This is a genomic window from Paraburkholderia sp. SIMBA_030 (assembly GCF_046535245.1).
Classification (GTDB): Bacteria; Pseudomonadota; Gammaproteobacteria; order Burkholderiales; family Burkholderiaceae; genus Paraburkholderia.
In genome coordinates, this window is the sequence record NZ_JAWRXB010000004.1 from 76,615 (window position 1) to 97,585 (window position 20,971).

13 protein-coding genes, 1 tRNA gene and 1 pseudogene are annotated in these 20,971 nt (G+C 61.3%); 6 read left to right on the top strand and 9 right to left on the bottom strand.

The window, feature by feature from the left end:
- Nucleotides 1-113 precede the first annotated feature (113 nt).
- The 4 genes from SB772_RS07835 to SB772_RS07850 all read left to right on the top strand — a co-directional run bounded on the left by SB772_RS07835 (nucleotide 114) and on the right by SB772_RS07850 (nucleotide 6,783).
- Entirely contained in the window at nucleotides 114-2,747 is a 2,634-nt protein-coding gene (locus SB772_RS07835; protein ID WP_410832706.1) for a PAS domain-containing protein, read from the top strand.
- A gap of 185 nt (nucleotides 2,748-2,932) precedes the next feature.
- Nucleotides 2,933-3,373, top strand: coding sequence for a hypothetical protein (locus SB772_RS07840; RefSeq protein WP_410832707.1), 441 nt, complete (start codon nucleotides 2,933-2,935; stop codon nucleotides 3,371-3,373).
- A gap of 347 nt (nucleotides 3,374-3,720) precedes the next feature.
- Complete coding sequence (gene poxB / locus SB772_RS07845; RefSeq protein WP_410832708.1) at nucleotides 3,721-5,442, top strand: ubiquinone-dependent pyruvate dehydrogenase; 1,722 nt, start codon at nucleotides 3,721-3,723, stop codon at nucleotides 5,440-5,442.
- 66 nt (nucleotides 5,443-5,508) lie between these two features.
- Entirely contained in the window at nucleotides 5,509-6,783 is a 1,275-nt protein-coding gene (locus SB772_RS07850) for an MFS transporter (protein ID WP_410832709.1), read from the top strand.
- A gap of 66 nt (nucleotides 6,784-6,849) precedes the next feature.
- Here the strand turns inward: SB772_RS07850 and SB772_RS07855 are convergent.
- The 7 genes and pseudogenes from SB772_RS07855 to tig all read right to left on the bottom strand — a co-directional run.
- Nucleotides 6,850-7,029 (bottom strand): annotated as a pseudogene (locus tag SB772_RS07855) (hypothetical protein); the annotation flags it as partial.
- Between the two features lie 276 nt (nucleotides 7,030-7,305).
- Nucleotides 7,306-7,381, bottom strand: a tRNA-Val gene (locus tag SB772_RS07860).
- A 123-nt stretch (nucleotides 7,382-7,504) separates the two neighbouring features.
- Nucleotides 7,505-7,777, bottom strand: a complete 273-nt coding sequence (locus SB772_RS07865) for an HU family DNA-binding protein (RefSeq protein WP_007585907.1) — start codon at nucleotides 7,775-7,777, stop codon at nucleotides 7,505-7,507.
- A gap of 341 nt (nucleotides 7,778-8,118) precedes the next feature.
- Nucleotides 8,119-10,542 (bottom strand): endopeptidase La, encoded by a 2,424-nt coding sequence (lon, locus tag SB772_RS07870; protein WP_410832710.1) that lies wholly within the window; start codon nucleotides 10,540-10,542, stop codon nucleotides 8,119-8,121.
- Nucleotides 10,543-10,741: 199 nt separating this feature from the next.
- Nucleotides 10,742-12,013 (bottom strand): ATP-dependent Clp protease ATP-binding subunit ClpX, encoded by a 1,272-nt coding sequence (clpX, locus tag SB772_RS07875; protein WP_341312226.1) that lies wholly within the window; start codon nucleotides 12,011-12,013, stop codon nucleotides 10,742-10,744.
- Nucleotides 12,014-12,194: 181 nt separating this feature from the next.
- On the bottom strand, nucleotides 12,195-12,848 hold the full coding sequence (gene clpP, locus SB772_RS07880) for an ATP-dependent Clp endopeptidase proteolytic subunit ClpP (protein WP_007182010.1): 654 nt from the start codon (nucleotides 12,846-12,848) through the stop codon (nucleotides 12,195-12,197).
- A gap of 183 nt (nucleotides 12,849-13,031) precedes the next feature.
- The gene (gene tig / locus SB772_RS07885) at nucleotides 13,032-14,378 is read right to left on the bottom strand and encodes a trigger factor (protein ID WP_410832711.1); all 1,347 of its coding nucleotides are present in this window, start codon (nucleotides 14,376-14,378) and stop codon (nucleotides 13,032-13,034) included.
- Between the two features lie 455 nt (nucleotides 14,379-14,833).
- On the opposite strand from tig, the gene SB772_RS07890 reads away from it, so the two are divergent.
- Entirely contained in the window at nucleotides 14,834-15,979 is a 1,146-nt protein-coding gene (locus SB772_RS07890) for a glycerate kinase (protein ID WP_410832712.1), read from the top strand.
- 78 nt (nucleotides 15,980-16,057) lie between these two features.
- Nucleotides 16,058-16,510, top strand: a complete 453-nt coding sequence (locus SB772_RS07895) for a MarR family winged helix-turn-helix transcriptional regulator (RefSeq protein ID WP_410832713.1) — start codon at nucleotides 16,058-16,060, stop codon at nucleotides 16,508-16,510.
- Nucleotides 16,511-16,572: 62 nt separating this feature from the next.
- Here SB772_RS07895 and SB772_RS07900 read toward each other — a convergent pair whose 3' ends face one another.
- Together SB772_RS07900 and SB772_RS07905 are read right to left on the bottom strand one after the other, a co-directional pair.
- Entirely contained in the window at nucleotides 16,573-18,018 is a 1,446-nt protein-coding gene (locus SB772_RS07900) for a DUF3999 domain-containing protein (RefSeq protein ID WP_410832714.1), read from the bottom strand.
- The gene (locus SB772_RS07905) at nucleotides 18,015-20,957 is read right to left on the bottom strand and encodes a DUF2339 domain-containing protein (protein WP_410832715.1); all 2,943 of its coding nucleotides are present in this window, start codon (nucleotides 20,955-20,957) and stop codon (nucleotides 18,015-18,017) included. The genes SB772_RS07900 and SB772_RS07905 overlap by 4 nt, the downstream gene beginning before the upstream one ends.
- Between the last annotated feature and the right edge of the window lie 14 nt (nucleotides 20,958-20,971).

Sequence of the window (20,971 nt, forward strand, 5' to 3'; positions counted from 1 at the left end):
AGTTACCGACATGAATATGTAATGGCGCCACCCGGCATGAAGTTTTAAATTTATCTCTTTTCCTTGTCTTTCCCCTGAGCGGCCTGACTGCGTCGACGAACTCCGAGGTTGACATGCTTACCATGTTGATACCACGCTCGTCCCGGGTTGCCGCCCTCAGCGTTGCCATAGCCGGCGCGTCAGGGGTGGCAGGATTATTCGAACCGGTTACGGGCTGCCTCAGCCTCGTGCTGGTTGTTCTGTTCACGCACTTTTTCGACCGCGGCTTCGGGCGTCTCGCCGCGGCTTTCGCCTCGCTTGGGATTGCGGGAGCGATGTTGAGTTCCGGTCACCCTCTTCTATCTTCCGGCTCTATCAGCCGTTGCACCGTCGCTATCGGCGCGGCATGGCTTTGTGCCGAACTGGTCTCCCGGCGCTCCCAGCGAGACCCAGCGGCCCAATCGAAGAATGACGATCCCGATCCCAAGGTTCAACAGGCGCTAGCGGCAAGCGAGAAAGAAGCCAGAGAACTCCTCGACCGGTTACCGGGCCGCTTTGCGACTCGCACAGCGGAAGATTTCGACTTCATCAATCAGCAGATTCTTGAGGCATCGGGAACAACGCTTGAGGGCATGCAGAATCTCGGCTTCTTACGATTCATTCATCCCGATGATCGCGAGAGAATCAAGGAGGGCTATCTTCGCTCGATTCAGGAAAACAGCGCCTTCGACACGACCTACCGATGGGCCGACCACGAAGGTGATTACCGGTGGCGTCACTCGCGCTCCGTGCCTTATTTCAACGACGACGGGAGCGTCTACAAGTGGTACGCCGTGAACATGGACATCGATGACCTATGCAAGTCGAGAGAGCTTATCCGTGAACGGGAGGCGCAACTGAACTGGATGACCGAAAATGTCCCCAGCCTGCTTTGGCGCACGGACGCTCATGGCCGCCTGGAATATGTGAACAGGCGTACTGAAGACTACACCGGCCTACGGCTCGAAGGTCTGAGAGCGAGCGGCTGGCTTCACCTAGTGCACCCCGATGACGCTGCGTCAACCCTTGAAGCCTGGCAAGACTCCCTCGATAGCGGGAGCCCTTACGATGCGGTCCATCGGCTCCGCGCGGCCAACAACACGTATCGCTGGTTTCAATGCAAAGGCTCGCCCGTGCGGGACGCCGATGGCAATATCTTGAGCTGGTATGGTCTTTCAACGGATATCCACGAGCGGCAGCTCGCTCAGGAGGTTCTTCGCACGGAAGAGTTTAATTTGCGAACTCTCGTAGACGCATTGCCCGCGATGATCTGGCGAGCCACCCCGCAAGGCAATGTCGACAGATGGAGTCGGCAAATGCTCGCCTTCATGGGAAAGAGCGAGGAAACATTCGACGGAGAAATGTTGCTTAGACTCATTCCGGAAGCAGACCGTCTTCGTGTCCGCTCGCGCTGGAGGCAAGCTGTAGAGGAAGGCGTGTCATATCAGGACACGTACCAGCTTGCCGGTGCCGGCGGGACACTGCGCTGGTATCTCGCTCGCGGCGAACCGTTTCGTGACGAAAGCGGGCAGATCCTGCACTGGTACGGCGTATGTACGGACATCAACGATCTCAAACAAACGGAAGCCGCGCTCGAACAGCGGGAGCACCAGCTCCGCGAGCTGATCGAGACCATTCCCGCCATGCTCTGGAGCAATGAGCCACGAGGGGAGCTCACTTACGTCAATCGGAAAACCTCCGAATATATCGGTCTGGGTATTTCGCAACTCCAGGACGGCGGCTTTCAGCAGACCATCCATCCTGACGATCTGGACAGGCTGCTTCAGGCGTGGACACACTCGATCGAGACGGGCGAACCGTACAGCCACGTTGCAAGGCTTCTCCGAAAGGACGGGGTTTACCGCTGGCACCAGCACATCGCTGAAGCAATGAGAGACGCCGACGGCAAGATTTTCCAATGGTACGGGCTCATTCTTGATATCGACGAACCGAAGCGCGCAGAAGACCGGCTCAGACAAACCCAGGCTGAACTCGCCCTGGCAACCCGGATCGCCACGGTCGCGGAACTCTCGGCCTCGATCGCGCACGAACTCAACCAGCCTCTCACGTCCGTTATCGCCAATGCGCAGGCTTGCAATCGGTGGCTCGCCGCGTCTCCGCCCAATTTAAGCGAAGCCAGGACCTCCGCGGAAAGCGTCGTTCGAGATGCCCATTCCGCTGACGAAACGATGAAAAGCATCCGCGCGCTGTTCAAGCGGCAATCATTGCAGAAGCGCAAGCGTAACGTGAAAGACATGGTTCTCGAATCCGTGAGGCTGCTACGTGAAGACGAAACCAGGCGTACTGTCGACATCGCCTTCAATTTTCCTGATGGTCTGCCGCCGGTATTCGTCGACCAGATACAGATTCAGCAGGTCCTGCTTAATCTGATCACGAATGGGATAGAGGCCGCGGAAAACTCGGGACGCACACCCAGGATTCTCATTACCGCAAGCGCTCTTCCTGACCAGTCCGTGCTGCTCGAAGTGATCGATAACGGTTCGGGCATCGTGGGCGGCGACAGCATATTCGACGCATTCGTCACGACGAAGAGCAAGGGAATGGGCATCGGGCTTGCAGTGTCCCTCTCGATTGTCGAAGCGCACGAGGGACATCTGACTGCGGCCAATAATCAAGGCTGTGGAGCAACCTTCAGCGTTGTTCTGCCGGTCCTGGACGGTGACGCTGCACCTTCGGACGTCAAGATCAGCGGAGCGGCCGGTTCCTGAGCCGGGCATGGAGCTGCGGAGTACGGCAGCGCGAGTGAGGGACGCCTCGGCCCAAACTCGTTCAACCTGCACCACGAAACATCGAAGCAATGATTCCCGCCACCGTGCTGGAAGCTGTCTCTGTGGAAGGCGGCATCTGACGGTTCAGATCCGGCCGGTCACTGGTCAAGCACCAGGAGGCTTTGATGGACAGGAATCTTGCTTACGAGTGGCAGAGCGTGCCGCTCCCGTCTGCCGTCGACGATAACCACGTACAGCGTTATCTGCCTGCCATGAACACGGTGCCCGATTATGCGGCCCTGTTCGATATGACACTCGTTCTCACTATCGTCTTTTCGCTATTCGAACTCGCGGTCGAACTGCTTCGCATTGAGAGCCTGAACGAAGCGGTGGCCCTCGTTGCTGCGACCGCAGTGTGGACCACGCTCGCCTGCGGCGCAGAGGTTTTCATCCGCAGCGCTCTGCTTCGATTCTACGTTCTCTTCAGTGCAGGATTCGTTGCAAGCATCCTCATGCTGGTCTCGCACATCATGCTTGCTCCGTTAGGGATGGCTCTTTACAGCATCGACTGTCTGGGAAAATTCGCCGTTGTCATGCTGGCGCTGCAGATCCGGTCGAAGCATTAAGTGTGCCCCGCTCCTGTAGTCGGTCACCATCCAAACTTCGCTTCAACGCCCACATAATCGGCGTTGCGCGCTCCTGCGCGCGGATCGAGTCACCGACTTCAAAATGCACCGCTTCCACCTGGCCTCATTGCCCGACAGGTGTGGAGCGCGAATTGCCTCGCCAGGATGTTCCAGATTCATGTAATAGCCGCCTTTAGACCGGCAAACTACTATCAGGAACATCGCATAGCGAACAGGTCTTCATTCGTCCTGCTTCAACGGACGAAGCACTCAAGCGGAATGCGCTTCTGCTGCCTCTCTGGGAAGCATCCGATCTGTAGCAAATTCTTGATCTATGGAGATGTGAAATGGCGACGATAGCTGCCGACTACATGGTTGATGCACTGGTCAATGCGGGCGTGAAGCGTGTGTTCGGTGTGGTGGGAGATTCGCTGAATGGATTCACGGATTCCCTGCGCCGGGAAGGATCGATCGAATGGGTTCACATGCGGCATGAGGAAGGCGCGGCTTTCGCCGCCGGCGCCGAAGCTCATCTCACGGGGGAACTTGCGGTCTGTTGCGGAAGCTGCGGTCCGGGCAATCTGCACCTGATCAACGGCTTGTTCGATTGCCATCGCAGCGGTGTTCCTGTTCTCGCGATCGCCGCGCATATTCCAAGTTCGGAAATCGGTATCGACTATTTTCAGTCCACCCATCCCGAAGTGCTGTTCAAGGAATGTAGTCACTACGTCGAACTCGTCACCAGCCCCGACCAACTGCCGCAAATTCTGGGCCGCGCTATCCGGACGGCCGTTGCGCGTAAAGGCGTCGCTGTTGTCGTCGTACCTGGAAATGTGGCACTCGGGCCGCTCACAAAACCTGCGCCGAAATGGAGCGCGCCTGTTGCTCCGGTGATTCGCCCATCGAACGACGAAGTCGCGAAACTCGCAGGCCTGTTGAACAAGTCCTCGCGCGTGACGTTGCTTTGCGGGGCGGGTTGTAAAGACTCCCACGCGGAAGTCGTGGAACTCGCCCGCAAACTGCAGGCGCCCATCGTGCACTCGCTGCGAGGCAAGGAGTACATCGAATACGACAACCCGTTCGATGTGGGAATGACGGGCCTTGTCGGGTTCTCCTCCGGTTATGCCGCGATGAAGAGCTGCGACATGCTCCTCATGCTGGGTACCGACTTCCCTTATCGACAGTTCTACCCGGAGAAGGTGATCATCGCGCAAGTCGATACACGGGCAGAAGCGCTCGGCAATCGATGCCCGATCGAGCTCGGCGTATTAGGAACAGTCAAGGATACGCTCAGTGAACTTCTGCCCATGATTAAGGAGAAAACGGACAGCAGCTTCCTGAATCACGCGCTCGACGACTATCGCAAGGCTCGCCACAGTCTGGATGAACTGGCGGTGCCGGAAGCGGGCAGCAGCACTATCCATCCGCAATACGTAACCCGGCTCGTCAGCGAACTCGCCAGCGAGGATGCCATCTTCTCCTGCGACGTCGGCACGCCCATTGCATGGACAGCCAGATATCTGAAGATGAACGGCAAACGACGGCTGGTTGGTTCGTTCAATCACGGCTCGATGGCCAATTCGCTGTTGCACTCGATCGGCGCGCAGGCCACCTTCAGGGACCGGCAGGTGATTTCGATGTCAGGTGACGGCGGCTTCGCCATGATGATGGGCGAGTTTTTGACGCTGATTCAGACAGGTTTGCCGGTCAAGGTCGTGGTGCTCAACAACGGAACGCTGGGCTTTGTGGAAATGGAAATGAAGGCCGGCGGATTCCTCGATACGGGATGCGACCTGAAAAATCCGAACTTCGCCGCAATGGCCAATGCGATCGGAATTAAAGGCGTACGCGTCGAGCATCCGGCGGAGCTGGAAGGAGCCCTAAGCGAAGCATTCGCCCATCCGGGTCCGGCTCTCGTCGACGTAGTGAGCGCACGCCAGGAACTCGTGATGCCGCCTGCGACCACCGCTGACCAGACTTACCACTTTGGGCTGTTCATGCTTCGTGCCGTCATCGACGGTCGCGGCCAGCAGCTCGTCGACCTCGCAAAGGTCAATCTGTTCCGGTAATGCAGCGTATCGCCGCCGGGCATTGGTCCCTGCCCGGCCGATCGGCAACTCAATGGAAACCGAACCATGTCCAGCAAGATCGTCAGCACTGTAAATGTTCCATCCGCCCGCGAGCCCATCCACATGGGCTTCGTCATCGCCTGGCTTTTCTGTGCCGCGTTCTACTTCATGCAGTACATGCTGCGTTCCGCGCCGGGCGTGATGGTGCCCGAGCTGAGTGCGGCGTTCGCGCGCGACGCGCTGGGCGTGGGCGCGCTCGTCGGTCTGTACTACTACACCTATGCGCTGTTCTCGATCGTTTGCGGTGCATTGCTCGATCGGCTCGGTGGCAAGGCGGTCATTCCGGCCGGCATCGTTCTCGTTGCTGTCGGCGCGGCACTGTTCGGACTGGGCAGCGTGGAGGCCGCTCAGGTCGGCCGCCTGCTGCAAGGCGCGGGGTCAGCGTGCGGGTTTATCGGCGCGGTGTATCTCGCCACGCACGGCTTTCTCCCGCGTTCGCTTGCGACGGCGGTAGGCTTCACTCAATGCTTCGGCATGCTGGGCGGCTCCGCGGGTCAGTTCGCCGTTGCGCCGCTCATTCACGGCCTCATCACGTGGCAGCAGTTCTGGTGGCTTGCCGGCCTCGTCATCTTCCTGATCGCCGCGCTGGTGTTCGTTGTGACACCGGCAACCCATGATGATAGCCCGGCCAGCCAGGGCTCGTGGGTGAAGATGTTCGCGCCGTACAAGCAGGTGCTGACCAATCCGCAGTCTTATCTTTGCGGTTTCTGCGCCGGCCTGCTGTTTTTGCCGACCACGATTGGCGACATGATCTGGGGCATTCCGTTCCTGCACAACGGTCTCGACGTCAGCTATGGGGAGGCCGTCAATCGCGCGAGCATGGTGCCGCTCGGCTGGGTGATCGGCTGCCCGCTGTTGGGCTACCTGTCCGACCGTCTGGGCCGCCGCAAGCCAGTGTTGATTGCCGGTGCGCTGCTGATGCTTGTGTCGGCCGCGGGCATTTTCTATCTGCCGGCCGGCGTGGCGCCGCCTTACGTGCTCGGCCTGCTGCTCGGCATCGGCTCCGGTGCGGCGATGCTACCCTACACGGTGATCAAGGAAGTCAATCCGGACAACGTCAAGGGCAGCGCCAGCGGCGCGATCAATTTCCTGGTGTTCACGTTCAGCGCGTTGCTCACGCCCGTGTACGGCAAGCTGCTCGCTCACCATGCGAACGGCGGCGCAATGAACCTGACGACTTTCCGCGCAGCCGGCTCGTGGCTGCTCGGCGGCATTGTGCTCGCCATGGTGCTGGCGATGTTCATGCGCGAAACCGGACCGCGCGGGCACGCGAACGCGTGAGGGGATGCATTCGTGAGCGCGGAGCCAAAACCGCGCAAACCGTGGTTCAGCGCATAAAAACGGTCGTCATCCGCCCTCGCCTGATACCGCTGCATTCAATGCCAATGCGAGCACCCCAACCACGATGAGGCTCGATGCCCAGAACGCATCCAGGTTGAACCAGCTCCGTGACACGAACTTCAATCCCAGATAGCGGTACACCAGCCAGGCGACAAGTCCGCCGACAACGATCATCGCGGTGGCATGGAAAGCCACGGAAAGGCGTTCTTTTTCAAACGGCGTTCGATCTTGTCCAGGTAGCTTGCCGACCAGTGCGCCTTTTTTCGCGAATTCACTCTGCAGCGACACGCTCAAACGTCGCCGAGGTTCGAAGGCGAGTCTGTGCTTTCGCCTCCCGCCGTTCACGCATAGGATCGAGACCAGCGGGCAATAAAAAACCCGCAGAGCCAGTGGCCACGCGGGTTTCAGGGTACTGCAGCAGATCTCTTTGGACCTGCCCGGACGCCAATCACGAAACGGAAATGGTGGGTGCTGAGAGGCTCGAACTCCCGACCTACGCCTTGTAAGGGCGCCGCTCTACCAACTGAGCTAAGCACCCGTTTCGCAATTCAGCGTGCTTCCTTCTACCACCTGACGTAACAACCCGTGGTAACACCAGGTCGCTGCATTCTCGTTGCACTTCTTTCTAACGAAACCTGCAGATCATCAAGCAGTAAGCCCGTTAGTTTAGCGCATCCTTCAGAGCTTTGCCAGGCCTAAATTTAGGGACCTTCGCTGCCTTGATCTTGATGGCCGCGCCGGTGCGCGGATTGCGGCCCGTACGCGCCGTACGCTTACCAACGGCAAACGTGCCGAAGCCGACCAGCGTCACCGAACCGCCCTTCTTCAACGTACCTTTGACGCCACCGATCACGGCATCGAGTGCGCGGCCGGCCGCAGCCTTCGAAATGTCAGCCTGCTGTGCAATGTGATCGATCAATTCCGTTTTGTTCATTCCAACCCCCGAGAATGTTATGGCAATCGTGACGGCGCTCTATAGCACCTGGCATCACGCGACCGGCGGGCAGCGCCGGGCCGACTCATTAGAATTGGCCGAAACCCTTGTGTCAAGCGGGGTTGAGCCTGATTACGCAGGTTCCCGAGCGATCTTTTGATGACCGAATCTTGCTGCCGATCGATGTGCGCACAACCAGTTGAGCGAATGCAGGCACGTTTGCTCAAAAAGTGGGACGGCGCTCGGTCCAGCAGATCCTCTCGGGATATGACGGATAATAAAAAAACCCGCGGACCAAGCCGCGGGTTTTCGAACAGCAACCTACTTTCGCTACGATTGCTTTAGTGTTTAACGACTTCCGTAGCGCCGGCGTCTTTCGCCGGCTCCGCTGCGACAGGCGTAGCAGGTTTCGGCTCTTCTTCCGGCAATGCGGCTGGCACACGTTCGAGCGCCAGCTCGAGCACCTTGTCGATCCAGCGGACCGGCACGATCTCGATCGCGTTCTTCACGTTGTCCGGAATCTCCGTCAGATCCTTGACGTTTTCTTCCGGAATCAGCACCAGCTTGATACCGCCGCGATGCGCCGCCAACAGTTTTTCCTTCAGGCCGCCGATCGGCAAGACTTCGCCACGCAACGTGATTTCGCCCGTCATCGCGACATTGGCGCGCACCGGAATTCCGGTCAGCACAGACACCAGCGCGGTCGTCATCGCGATACCGGCCGAAGGACCGTCCTTCGGCGTCGCGCCTTCCGGCACGTGGATGTGAATGTCCTGCTTCTCGAACGCTTCGTCCTTGACGCCCAGACGGCGCGAACGCGAGCGGACCACCGAGCGCGCCGCTTCGACGGATTCCTTCATCACGTCGCCGAGCGAACCGGTGCGGATCACATTACCCTTACCCGGCATCACCGCGGCTTCGATCGTCAGCAGATCGCCGCCGACTTCCGTCCACGCGAGACCCGTGACCTGGCCAACCTGATTTTCCTTCGCGGCCAGACCGAAGTCGTACTTGCGCACGCCGAGGAACGTGTCGAGATTGCTGCCGTCGACCTTCACCGCGCCTTCCGCCTTCTTCAGCAGAAGCATCTTCACGACCTTGCGGCAGATCTTCGAAATTTCACGCTCGAGCGAACGGACGCCCGCTTCGCGCGTGTAGTAACGAATGATGTCGCGGATCGCGGTTTCCGTCACATCGACCTCGCCATCCTTGAGGCCGTTGTTCTTCTTCTGCTTGGGCAAAAGATAACGCTGCGCGATGCTGACCTTCTCGTCTTCCGTGTAACCCGACAGACGGATCACTTCCATCCGGTCGAGCAACGGCGGCGGAATATTCAGCGAGTTCGACGTCGCCACGAACATCACATCCGACAGATCGAAGTCGACTTCGACGTAGTGATCGGCGAACGTATGGTTCTGTTCCGGATCGAGCACTTCCAGCAAAGCCGACGACGGATCGCCGCGGAAATCCTGACCCATCTTGTCGACTTCGTCGAGCAGGAAGAGCGGATTGCGCACACCGACCTTGGTCAGGCTTTGCAGAATCTTGCCGGGCATCGAACCGATGTACGTACGACGGTGACCGCGAATCTCGGCTTCGTCGCGCACGCCGCCGAGCGCCATGCGCACGAACTTGCGGTTCGTGGCGCGCGCGATCGACTGGCCCAGCGACGTCTTACCGACACCCGGAGGCCCAACGAGGCACAGGATCGGCGCCTTCACCTTGTCGACACGTTGCTGGACCGCGAGATACTCGAGAATGCGTTCCTTCACCTTCTCGAGACCGAAGTGGTCTTCGTCGAGCACGCGTTCCGCATTCGAGAGGTCGTTGTTGACCTTGCTCTTCTTGCGCCACGGCAAGCCGATCAGCGTATCGATGTAGTTGCGCACGACCGTCGCTTCAGCCGACATCGGCGACATCAGCTTGAGTTTCTTCAGCTCGGCGTCGGCCTTCTTCTTGGCTTCCTTCGGCATGCGGGCAGCCGTGATGCGCTTCTCGAGTTCTTCGAGGTCCGCACCTTCTTCGCCTTCGCCGAGTTCCTTCTGGATCGCCTTGACCTGTTCGTTCAGGTAGTACTCGCGCTGGCTCTTCTCCATCTGGCGTTTGACACGCCCACGGATGCGCTTTTCAACCTGCAGGATGTCGATCTCGGCTTCGAGTTGCGCAAGCAGATGCTCGAGGCGCTCGATGACCGGGAACATTTCGAGGATGTGCTGCTTCTGGTCGAGCTTGAGCGGCAGATGCGCCGCGATCGTGTCGGCCAGACGCCCGGCCTCGTCGATACCCGACAGCGACGTCAGGATCTCCGGCGGGATCTTCTTGTTCAGCTTCACATACTGGTCGAACTGCGACACGATCGCGCGACGCAGCGCTTCAGTTTCAGCGCTGTCGGCGTGGTCGGGTTCGAGCGGCATGACTTCGCACGAGAACTGCGTTTCCTGTTCTTCGATGGAAAGCGTTTTCGCGCGCTGCAAGCCTTCGACGAGCACCTTCACGGTGCCGTCGGGCAGCTTCAGCATTTGCAGGATGTTGGCAACACATCCTACTTCGTACATGTCCTTTTCGGTCGGCTCATCTTTCGCAGCCGTTTTTTGGGCGACGAGCATGATGTGCTTGCCGCCTTCCATCGCTGCTTCGAGAGCCTTGATCGACTTCGGGCGGCCTACGAAGAGCGGAATCACCATGTGCGGGAAGACGACTACGTCACGCAGCGGGAGCAGCGGGAGCGTAATGCGTTCCGGCGGAAGGAGTTGGGTTCCTGACATTTCATTTCCCCATGAGTGGAATCAGTTCGTTCGATAGGTGAGGCCAGCAGAAAAGATTGCAAGCCTCCGCGTGTGGGAAAAGTTCAGTGACTCCGAAGGTTCAGTGACTTCATAGTGAAAACAACCATCCTGACCACACGATAAACGAAAAAGCCGTTCACGTCGCCATGAACGGCTTGTTTGCAGAACCCGAAGCCGATCAGTTCGAACCCGCAACCTTGGGTGCGTCTTCGTAGATCAGCAGCGGTTTGCCGTCGCCGTCAATTACGTTGTCGTCGATGATAACCTTGCTAACGCCTTTCATGGCCGGCAGGTCGTACATCACATCAAGCAATGCCTGTTCCAGGATCGAACGCAGACCTCGTGCGCCCGTCTTGCGGCGGATCGCCTTACGCGCCACAGCCTGCAACGCCGCCGGACGAATCTCGAGTTCGACGCGTTCCATATTGAACAGCTTGTGGTACTGCTTGACCAGCGCGTTCTTCGGTTCGACGAGGATCTTCATCAACGCCGCTTCGTCGAGCTTGCCGAGCGTAGCCACCACCGGCAGACGGCCGATCAGCTCAGGAATCAGCCCGAACTTGATCAGATCTTCCGGCTCCACTTCGCGCAGCACTTCGCCCGCGTCGCGGTCCTGCTTGCTCTTCACGCTCGCGCCGAAGCCAATACCGGTCTTCTCGGTACGGTCGACGATGACCTTTTCCAGGCCGTCAAACGCGCCGCCACAGATAAACAGGATGTTGGTCGTGTCGACCTGGATGAAGTCCTGGTTCGGATGCTTACGGCCACCCTGCGGCGGCACCGAGGCCATCGTGCCCTCGACCAGCTTCAGCAACGCCTGCTGCACGCCTTCACCCGACACATCGCGGGTAATCGACGGGTTGTCGGATTTGCGGCTGATCTTATCGATTTCGTCGATATAAACAATACCGCGCTGGGCCTTGTCGACTTCGTAATTGCAGTTCTGCAGCAGCTTCTGGATGATGTTCTCGACGTCTTCGCCGACGTAGCCGGCTTCCGTCAGCGTCGTTGCGTCGGCAATGACGAACGGGACGTTCAGAAGGCGCGCGAGCGTCTGCGCGAGCAAAGTCTTGCCGGAACCGGTCGGGCCGATCAGCAGGATGTTGCTCTTGGACAGCTCGATCTCGTCCTTCTTGTCGAGATGCTTGAGGCGCTTGTAGTGGTTGTACACCGCTACCGCGAGAATCTTCTTCGCGCGTTCCTGACCGATCACGTACTGGTCGAGGATTTCACGGATTTCCTGCGGACTCGGCAGATCGGACTTGGACAAGCCCGCCTCGATGCCCGCACCTGCAGCCTCATCGCGAATGATTTCGTTGCACAGGTCGATACATTCATCGCAGATGAACACCGACGGGCCGGCAATCAGTTTTTTGACTTCATGCTGGCTCTTGCCGCAGAACGAGCAATACAACAGCTTTTCGCTGTTAGAACCTTTCTTGTCCGCCATAGATGTGTGAGCCTCCGGACACTCGATTACATGATACGCCGTTTGCCCCTGCCTCACAGTTGGGCGCGGCAGGGCTTGAGCCAGGATAACGGCGTTTGCCGCAGGCGCTCGGACGAGTCTTGATTATTTCACAACCGATCCGGTGCGTTTTTGCCCCATTATGGGGCAAAAACGCACCGGATCAAGGACGCTTGTGAGCCACCTGATCGACCAGGCCGTATGCTTGCGCGTCATCGCCGGACATGAAATTGTCGCGGTCAGTGTCGCGCGCGATACGTTCCACCGGCTGGCCGGTGTGGTGCGCAAGCAGATGATTCAGCCGTTCCTTCAAATACAGAATTTCACGCGCCTGAATTTCAATGTCCGACGCCTGACCGCGCGCGCCACCCAGCGGCTGGTGAATCATCACACGCGAATTCGGCAGCGCAAAGCGCTTGCCCTTCGCACCGGCCGCCAGCAGGAACGCACCCATGCTGGCCGCGAGACCCATGCACAGCGTCGACACGTCCGGCTTGATGAACTGCATCGTATCGTAGATCGCCATGCCGGCCGACACCGACCCGCCCGGGCTGTTGATGTAGAAGCTGATGTCCTTGTCCGGGTTCTCGCTCTCGAGGAACAGCATCTGCGCGACAACGAGATTGGCCGTCTGGTCGTTCACTTCGCCGACCAGGAACACAATGCGCTCTTTCAGCAGACGCGAGTAGATATCATACGAGCGCTCGCCGCGGCCGCTCGTTTCCACGACGATCGGCACCAGTCCGAGCGCCTGCGCTTCGAGATCCCGCGACGACTGGGAGGTCAACGTGTCCAGCATTTGGGCGCGAAAGGTCATGCAATGGATCCTTGTCTGGAAATATTCTAAATATTAGATGCTAGACAGTTGTGTACGACGAGCCCGTATTCAAGTGCGCGATCCGTGTACTGAACTTCATACTTGAACCAGTGCACATTCCCAGCACAAAAAAACGGCGTGCGGGCCGTCGCTCCGACAGCCGGCACGCCGTTACAGCGACGCTTACGCTTGCGCCGTTGCGCTTGCCAGTTCTTCGAAGCTCACTTCCTTGTCCGTCACCTTGGCCTTGCTGAGGACGAAATCGACGACGTTGGCTTCAACGACGTACGCTTCCATTTCGGCAAGACGTTGCTGATTGGAATAATACCAGCGGACGACTTCCTTCGGGTCTTCGTAGCTTTTCGCGAATTCGTCGACTTCGGCACGAATCTGCTCCGGCTTTGCCTGCAGTTCGTTGGCCTTGACCAGCTCGGCCAGCACGAGGCCCAGCTTGACGCGGCGCTCTGCCTGTTCCTTGAACATTTCAGCCGGGATCGGTGCATCAGCGGCGTTCGGCACGCCGCGTTGCTCCAGATCCTGACGGGCCATGCCGACGAGGCGCTCCTGATCCTGCTCGATCAGCGCGTTCGGCACGTCGAGCTCCGAAATCTTCAGCAACGCGTCCATCACCTGATTCTTGACGATGGCTTGCGTGCGGCGCTTCGCTTCGCGTTCGAGGTTGTCCTTGATCTCAGCGCGCATCTTGGTCAGATCGCCGTCTTCGATGCCGAGCGACTTCGCGAATTCAGCGTCGATTTCCGGCAGGTGCGGCCACTCGATCTTCTTCATGTTGATCGTGAATTGCGCCGTTTTGCCTGCCACTTCCTTGCCGTGATAGTCGGCCGGGAACGCCAGGTCGAATTCCTTCGATGCGCCGACCGCGAGGCCCAGCGCTGCCTTCTCGAATTCCGGCAGCATGCGGCCTTCGCCCAGCACGAATGCGAAATCTTCCGCGCTGCCGCCCTGGAACACTTCACCGTCGATCTTGCCGACGAAGTCGACCGTTACGCGATCGCCTTCTTTCGCTGCCGTGTCCGCGCCGCCGTCACCGTGCTCGCCGGCTTCGCCGCGAGCATGGAAGTGCACGCGCTGCTTGCGCAGGATGTCCAGCGTGCGGTCGATTTCCGCTTCGCTGATGGTGGTCGTGGTGCGTTCGATTTCAGCCGTGGCGACGTCGCCCAGCTTCACTTCCGGATACACCTCGAAGGTCGCGTCGAACGCGTAGTCGCTTTCAGCAGCGTCGGCCTTCGGCGCGAAGCTCGGCTGGCCGGCGACGCGCAGGTTTTCGGCGCGGCTGATGTCGAAGAATTCCTTGCCGACCTTGTCGCTCAGCACTTCGGCTTCCACCTGGCCCGAATACTGTTGCGTCACCATCTTGAGCGGCACCTTGCCCGGGCGGAAACCCGGCATGCGCACGTTCTTCGCGAGTTGACGGATACGCGAGTCCACTTCCTTCTGCACGGCGTCCTTCGGCAGGGAAATCGTGACGCGGCGTTCGAGCTTGCCGAGGTTTTCAACAACGTTAGCCATGGCTTCAATCGTCCTAAAATTATTCGAGCGAATCAGTTATCTTCTCCGTGCCGCTTTTCGATGTCGCTTCGCATCGCGCGTCACATCAATTCGGCGCCTGCGCCGCGGGCTTGCAGGCCGCCGGCAGCACGGTTTGGGTCTAAAGAGCCGAATATTTTAGCAAACTATTTGCGCGCCTAACCGGGATTCGATGATTGCACACGTTTTTATCGGCTTTCCAGGTGCTTTCCGGCGTGTTTTCGCCGGCTTTGCGGCGGTTCGATCGAGCCGCCTCGCGTGACGCGCGCGGCGCGCGGCCTCACTTGCGACCTCTTTCACCAGACGATGCCGGCTATGCCGTTCGACCTATTCAGTCGGCGCCGCCATGCTGCTAAGCTAACGGACGCGCTCGGGGCTGCGCCTCTTTTCCCGCATCGTTATCGCCCTCGCAACGATTCCAACCATTCAGAGACACCATGCCGAATCTGCCGTCCTTGCCTGTCGTCGTCATTGCTCCCGATTCCTTCAAAGGCTCGCTCAGCGCCGAGCAGGTCGCGCAGGCCATTGCGTCCGGCATCCGGCGTGCCCGGCTCGACGCCGACGTGCGCATCTGCCCGATGGCCGACGGCGGCGAAGGCACGCTCGACGCCATGCTCACGAACGGCGGCGAGCGCCGCAAGCTGAGCGTGCGCGGCGCGGCCGGGCCGGTGCGCGAAGCGCTCACCGGACTGCTCGCGGACGGCAGCGCGATCATCGAAACCGCGGAAATCGTCGGCATCACGGATCCGGTCGGCATGGGCGTGCCGGTCGAGGCGCGCAGTACACGCGGCATGGGCGAGGCGATCCGCGCACTGCTCGACGCGGGCGTGCGGCGCTTTTTCGTCGCGCTCGGCGGCAGCAGCACGAATGACGGCGGCGCAGGTCTGCTCGCCGGTCTCGGCCTGAAGCTTTTCGACGCGCAGGACAAGGAACTCGACGCGACGCCCGAACAACTCGCGCGCGTAGCGCGCCTCGATGTGTCGCAACTCGACGCCCGGCTGGCGGACGCGTCGTTCGTCGGCATGTCGGACGTGGACAACCCGCTCACTGGCGACCACGGCGCAACCGCGGTGTTCGGTCCGCAAAAAGGCGTGAAGCTGGAGCAGATTGCCGTGATCGACGCCGCTCTCGCTCACTTTGCCGATCTGCTCGAGGCGGCGCTCGGCCGAACCGCGCGCGATCAACCCGGCGCGGGCGCGGCTGGCGGTCTGGGCTTCGCGCTGCATATGCTGGGCGCGCAGTTCGAGCCGGGCGCGGAAACCGTCGCGCGGCAAATCGGCCTCGACGCCGCGCTCAAGGGCGCAAACTGGCTGATCACAGGCGAAGGCCGTTCGGATGTCCAAACGCTTCACGGCAAGGCGCCCTTCATCGCCTGCCGTCATGCGCAGGCCGCGGGCGTGCCCGCCACGCTGCTATCGGGCGCGGTCGACTCCGCGGCGCTGCCGCGCCTCGCCGAATATTTCAGCGGCTGCTTCTCGCCCGCCCCCGGGCCGATCACGCTAGAGGTCGCGATTCGCGACGCGGCGCGCCTGCTCGCCGATGCAGCCGAACAGCTGACGCGCCTGAAATATGGCGCGCGTTGACCGGTGGACGGTTGCGGCAACAGACGGTTGCAGCAACAATCACAACGCCACGACCGCTCCACTTATCACGGGAAGACCATGAAGGCCTCCGCCAAAACTGGACTGGAACAACTCCTTACGTACCGTCTGCACGTGCTGAACAAACTCACTGAGCGTGGCATCAGCGAGCGCTATCAGGACAAGCTGGGGGTGACGTTGCCGGAAGCGCGAGTGATTGCGTCGGTGGGATCGTTCGGGCCGTTTTCGATCATGGAGCTGGCGCGGCACGCGAATCTCGACAAGAGCCAGGCGAGCCGTGCTGCAGAGGCGTTGATCAAGCAAGGGCTCGTGAAGCGCGAGCCGAGCGCCGAAGACGGTCGCGTGGTGCTGGTGTCGCTAACCGCTGAAGGCCGCGCGCTGTATCGCAAAGTCATGCCGATGGCGCGCAGGTGGAATGACGATCTGTTCGAGTGCCTCGACGAACAGGAAAAGCTCGCGTTCGGCCATGCGCTCGACAAGATCATCCGTACGATGACCGCAGGCGAGGCGTGAGCGACGAAGCGTGGGCGGGCGCGGATGCGAGCGCGAGGAACTGCGACCCGCCCGTGCTGTAATCATGCCTTGCCGTTGCTTTGACCGGTGCCGTCGGCACTGCCCGCACTGTCCGCCTTGTCGGTCGTCGCACCCGCCGCATCGCCGGCCGCATCCGCAGCTGCCCGAGCACCGCGCGCGAGCCGCCAGGCGATCGCACCAAGCGAGCCGACCGCCAGCAGCAACGCCGCCCACAACACATAGCGGCGCATCGCATGCGGGTCTTTGTTCGCCGACTGCGCATCGGCATCGTCCGGCGCGACGGGCAGCGCTTCTCCCAACCGCGCCGCGACCGCAACCGAAGACGCACCCATCAGCAAATCCTCGCGGCTCACCGCCGACGACATAACCGCCTCATTGCCCACCGCCAGCGTAAACGGCGCCGATCCGCGCGCGACGAACGTGAGCGTCGCCGGACGCCAGCCCGCCGCGATAGTCAGCGCACCGCTCCCCAAGCCGCCGTTGCGCGCATCGACTACCACGCGCCATTGACGGTCGGTGTCCGCCGCCACCTCGATCGATGGATTGCTCTGCTCCACCGGGCCATTGTGCAGCCGGTACAGCGTCGCGTTCGAGACCTCGCGCCACGGCGTCTGCAGACCTGGGCGCGAATAGACGACGGCCGGCGCCACCGTATTGGGCTGCGGCAAATTCAGGCGCAAGCGATCGACGGGATAAGGGCCGCCCGTGTCGAAGAAATACTCGCCGGCCGTCGGCCCCGCGTGAGCAACGATGCCTTCGCGCCATTCCCGCTGGGTATCCGCGCGCTGCGCGCGGTCCGCGTTGGCAGCCTGCACCTCGAGGTCGATCGATTCGATGTACGGCGCGCCGTCGAGCCAGCGCAGCCGCACGTAACGCGCCCGCACCGCATCCAGCGCAATGCGTTCCTGACTCAACGTGCTGCCGTTATAGGTCACCTTGAGCAGTTGTGCATCGCCGGCGGATTGCCAGCTGCGCAAGTCGTTGCTCGATTCGACCGTCACGCGCCCTTGATAATTGTCGTTGCGCAGATGCACGACCAAGGCGCCCGCCTCGCCCGCCACATGGCCGAGATCGACCAGGTCCGTATCGTGTTGCGCGCGTGCCGGCGGCGCCGCAGTGGTACGCAGCGACCCGTCGGCCGCGATCGTCACGCCGAGCGGCGCGCTGGCGCTGTCCGCAGCAGTCACCGGCAACGGGAACCAGCGCACCGTGCGCAGCGTGTGCGGCGTGCGGGCCGCATCGCGCGGCGCATCGAGCGAATACGGCACCGGCTCGCCGGCGCCGTTGAATACGCGTACGTCGCCGAGATCGCTGCGCCGGCTCGCCGCGTACACGGCAGCCGGCAGCTTGATGCTGTAGTACGCGGCGCCGTTGTCGAGTTCGAGCGCAAAGCGCCGCGCAAAATGATCGGCCGCAGCCGCCACCGGCGGCGCCCCAATGAACGAAATCGCAACGCACCAACCGGTCACAATCAAGAAACGCTTCATTGCTCAGTTTCCATCACGACAGCTTTTGGCGGCAGCGGCGAGAAGTAGCCGATCAACAGCAACATCACGCCGATACCGATGAACGACACGATCCGCTCGATACCCGTTACATGCGACAGGTCGAACAGGAACAGCTTGACGACGGTCGCCGCCAGCAAAGCGCCGCCGGCGAACCAGGACAGGCGGCTCGCGCGGCGCGTCGCCCAGATCATCATGGCCAGCGCGCATACCGTCCAGAATACCGACACGGAAGCCTGCACGAGCATCGAGTGCGACATGTCGTCGAATTGGTACGGCACGCCGGTCCAATGATGCAGCGTGCGCAGCAGCAACGCGTTGAACCACAGGAACAGCGTGGCGAGCACGGCGTAGTCGAAAGCGCGCGGATGCCATGTCGGACCCAGCGCGCGCAGACGCCGCAACCACACGGCGAAAGCGATGAACGCGAGTATCTGTGCAACGTCGAGCGGATTCACGATCGGCAGCCAGAAAAGCGGCGCGGCGCTACCGTCGCTGATAACGCTCGCGATACTCCACGCCCACAGCAACACCGCGAGAGGCGCCGCGCCCCACACCTGATAAGCCTGCGTGTAGCGCGCGACCGGCCAGCGCAGACGGTGCCCGACACCGGCCACCAACAGCAGCAGAATGCCGAAGCCATAGGCCCACGCGCTCCAGCTCCACGCCCCTTCGGGCACGTACGCGCGCAAACCCCAATAGCCTTCGAGCGCGAGGAGCACGCCGACCGTCCAGAACATCAGCGTATGCAGTGGTGCGAGAACGCGGTCGCCGACATCGCGCTGCTGGCGCCACAACAACACGTAGGCGAGTACCGCGATGACCGCACAAACCAGCCAGCCGTAGCCGCTGACCGGTGTCATGCTGTACATGAACAGGCTCGCCACCAGCAACGCGAGGAACGGCACCAGCGCCAGCGCCGGCCACTCGGCGAGCGGCCAGCTCAGTTTGCGGCGTGCACCATGCGCAAGCCAGGCGGTCAGAGCGGCGAACAGCGCGACGAACGCGTCCTCGAAACGATCGCGGTCATAGGAGAGATGGGCATGCGCGTACTCGAAGATTTCGTGGATGCCGCCCAGAACCCACCACAGCAGCCCCCAGATTGCGGCAACAAGACCGATCTGCGGCATCCACGCGTGCCACGCGCTCGCTTCGCTTCGGCCGTGCAGATGCCATCCCGTGAATATACCGGCGAGGGAAATCAACGCCGTGGCGATATAAGCGCCATTCAGCACCGGCCAAACCGCCCTGTAATCGATCTGCATGCCGGTGCCAGCGATAAACGCGCAAGCCGCGGCCAGTTGCATCAGCAAGCCGAAACCGAACGCGATCAGGCGCCGCTGACGCACGCCGAGCCAGCTGATCGCGGCGCCTTCAATGGCCCACGTGGCGCTCGTCGTCGGCCCGCTGAAAGCGAGCGGTACGGCCAGGGTCGCGAAAATCACAGCCAGCGCCAGCATGGCCTCGAACAGCATGCCGAGGCGCTCGCGGCGGCGCGCCAGCCAAGCTGCGACCGCGAGGTAGAACGCGGCCAGCGCTACCGCGCTCCACGCCAGACCGAACTCTGTGCTTTTCATCAATGCGGCTTGCAGGCCGATGGCGACCAACGGGGTGCCGAATACCAGCGTACCGTCGACGTAATGCTTGAGCGCAAGTTCGCGCCGCACCGCGTACAGCAACGCAATGCCGACATACATCAGGAAGAACAGAACCAGGAACGGTTCGGTGCTGGCGAGCAGTTCGGGCCGGTAGGCCGTCGCGCCCCATGCGGCACCGATCGAAAACGTGAACACGAAACCGAGCAGATTCAGCGGACGCCACGCCTTGAACCACGCAATCGCGAAGATGCCGGCGTTGAGCAGCGCGTAGTAGCTGAACAGCATCACGTGACTGCCGCCGCCGGTCGAGAGCAGCATCGGCGCGAGAAAACCGCCGGCGCTGCCCATGAAGGCGAGCGACGACGCATTCTGCCGCACCGCCAGAAACGCACTCAACGCGCAGATCGCGATCATCAACGGCAGTGCCGCGCCGGCCGGCAGCAGATGATAGAGCCTGGTAGCGGCAAACACTGTCAGATACAGCGCGCCGACGCCGCCGCCCTGCAAGATCAGCCCATATGCGCCACGGCGCTCGCCGATGCGCCAACCGACGGCGAGCAACGCGGTCGCGGCAAGCGCGACGCCGGCAAGGCGGAATTCTATCGGCAACAGGCTGTTGTCGGCCGCGTACTTGAGCAGGAAAGCAATGCCGAAAAACAGCACGACGATACCGACCCGCACCACCGTGTTGCCGCCGAATAGCCAGTCGCGGCCGGCTTTGAAGAGGCGTTCGGCGAGACCTGGCCCGCGCGGCGGTGCAGGCGGTGATTCGGGCAGCGGCGGCGGAGTCGGGAACGATGCCGACGCGGGCGGCGCTGCCGCAGCGGCGTCTGTCGACGCCAGCGGCGTGACTGCGCTGACGTTCGCCGTAGGACGCACGGCCGCGGACTGCACCGGCGCGACCTCCGCCGCGTGGCGCTGCTTCCGGACCGTTGCGGGAGGCATCGCGTATGGGCGCGGCACAGCGGCGGGCGGCCGCAGTTTGAACATCGGAGGTGGAGCACTCGCTGCTTCGCCGACGGACGCGGACACGCCCGTGGCAGCGCCGCTGCGCAGTTGCCGGATTTCGCCGCGCAGTACGACGATCGCGCGCTCGAGCCGCTCGACACGCACGGCCAGTTCATTGGGTGGATTCCAGCTATCGGTCGCGGCCGGCTGAGCCGAGGGTTCGGTCGCCGCGTCGCGAGGCTTTTTCATCACCATACGCGCAAGCGCAAAGCCGGCGAGCGCCCCCACCACAGGGCCGTTCGTGATCGAAAAGCCGTACGACAAGGCGATCGCGCCACCGATCACCGCGCCGAACACCACAAATATCCAGCTCATCGCATCCCTCTTAT

Bases quoted from the DNA above. Each gene is read 5' to 3' on its own strand.
- SB772_RS07835 (WP_410832706.1), top strand. From the start codon at position 114: ATGCTTACCATGTTGATACCACGCTCGTCCCGGGTTGCCGCCCTCAGC.
- SB772_RS07840 (WP_410832707.1), top strand. From the start codon at position 2,933: ATGGACAGGAATCTTGCTTACGAGTGGCAGAGCGTGCCGCTCCCGTCT.
- poxB (WP_410832708.1), top strand. From the start codon at position 3,721: ATGGCGACGATAGCTGCCGACTACATGGTTGATGCACTGGTCAATGCG.
- SB772_RS07850 (WP_410832709.1), top strand. From the start codon at position 5,509: ATGTCCAGCAAGATCGTCAGCACTGTAAATGTTCCATCCGCCCGCGAG.
- SB772_RS07865 (WP_007585907.1), bottom strand. From the start codon at position 7,777: ATGAACAAAACGGAATTGATCGATCACATTGCACAGCAGGCTGACATT.
- lon (WP_410832710.1), bottom strand. From the start codon at position 10,542: ATGTCAGGAACCCAACTCCTTCCGCCGGAACGCATTACGCTCCCGCTG.
- clpX (WP_341312226.1), bottom strand. From the start codon at position 12,013: ATGGCGGACAAGAAAGGTTCTAACAGCGAAAAGCTGTTGTATTGCTCG.
- clpP (WP_007182010.1), bottom strand. From the start codon at position 12,848: ATGACCTTTCGCGCCCAAATGCTGGACACGTTGACCTCCCAGTCGTCG.
- tig (WP_410832711.1), bottom strand. From the start codon at position 14,378: ATGGCTAACGTTGTTGAAAACCTCGGCAAGCTCGAACGCCGCGTCACG.
- SB772_RS07890 (WP_410832712.1), top strand. From the start codon at position 14,834: ATGCCGAATCTGCCGTCCTTGCCTGTCGTCGTCATTGCTCCCGATTCC.
- SB772_RS07895 (WP_410832713.1), top strand. From the start codon at position 16,058: ATGAAGGCCTCCGCCAAAACTGGACTGGAACAACTCCTTACGTACCGT.
- SB772_RS07900 (WP_410832714.1), bottom strand. From the start codon at position 18,018: ATGAAGCGTTTCTTGATTGTGACCGGTTGGTGCGTTGCGATTTCGTTC.
- SB772_RS07905 (WP_410832715.1), bottom strand. From the start codon at position 20,957: ATGAGCTGGATATTTGTGGTGTTCGGCGCGGTGATCGGTGGCGCGATC.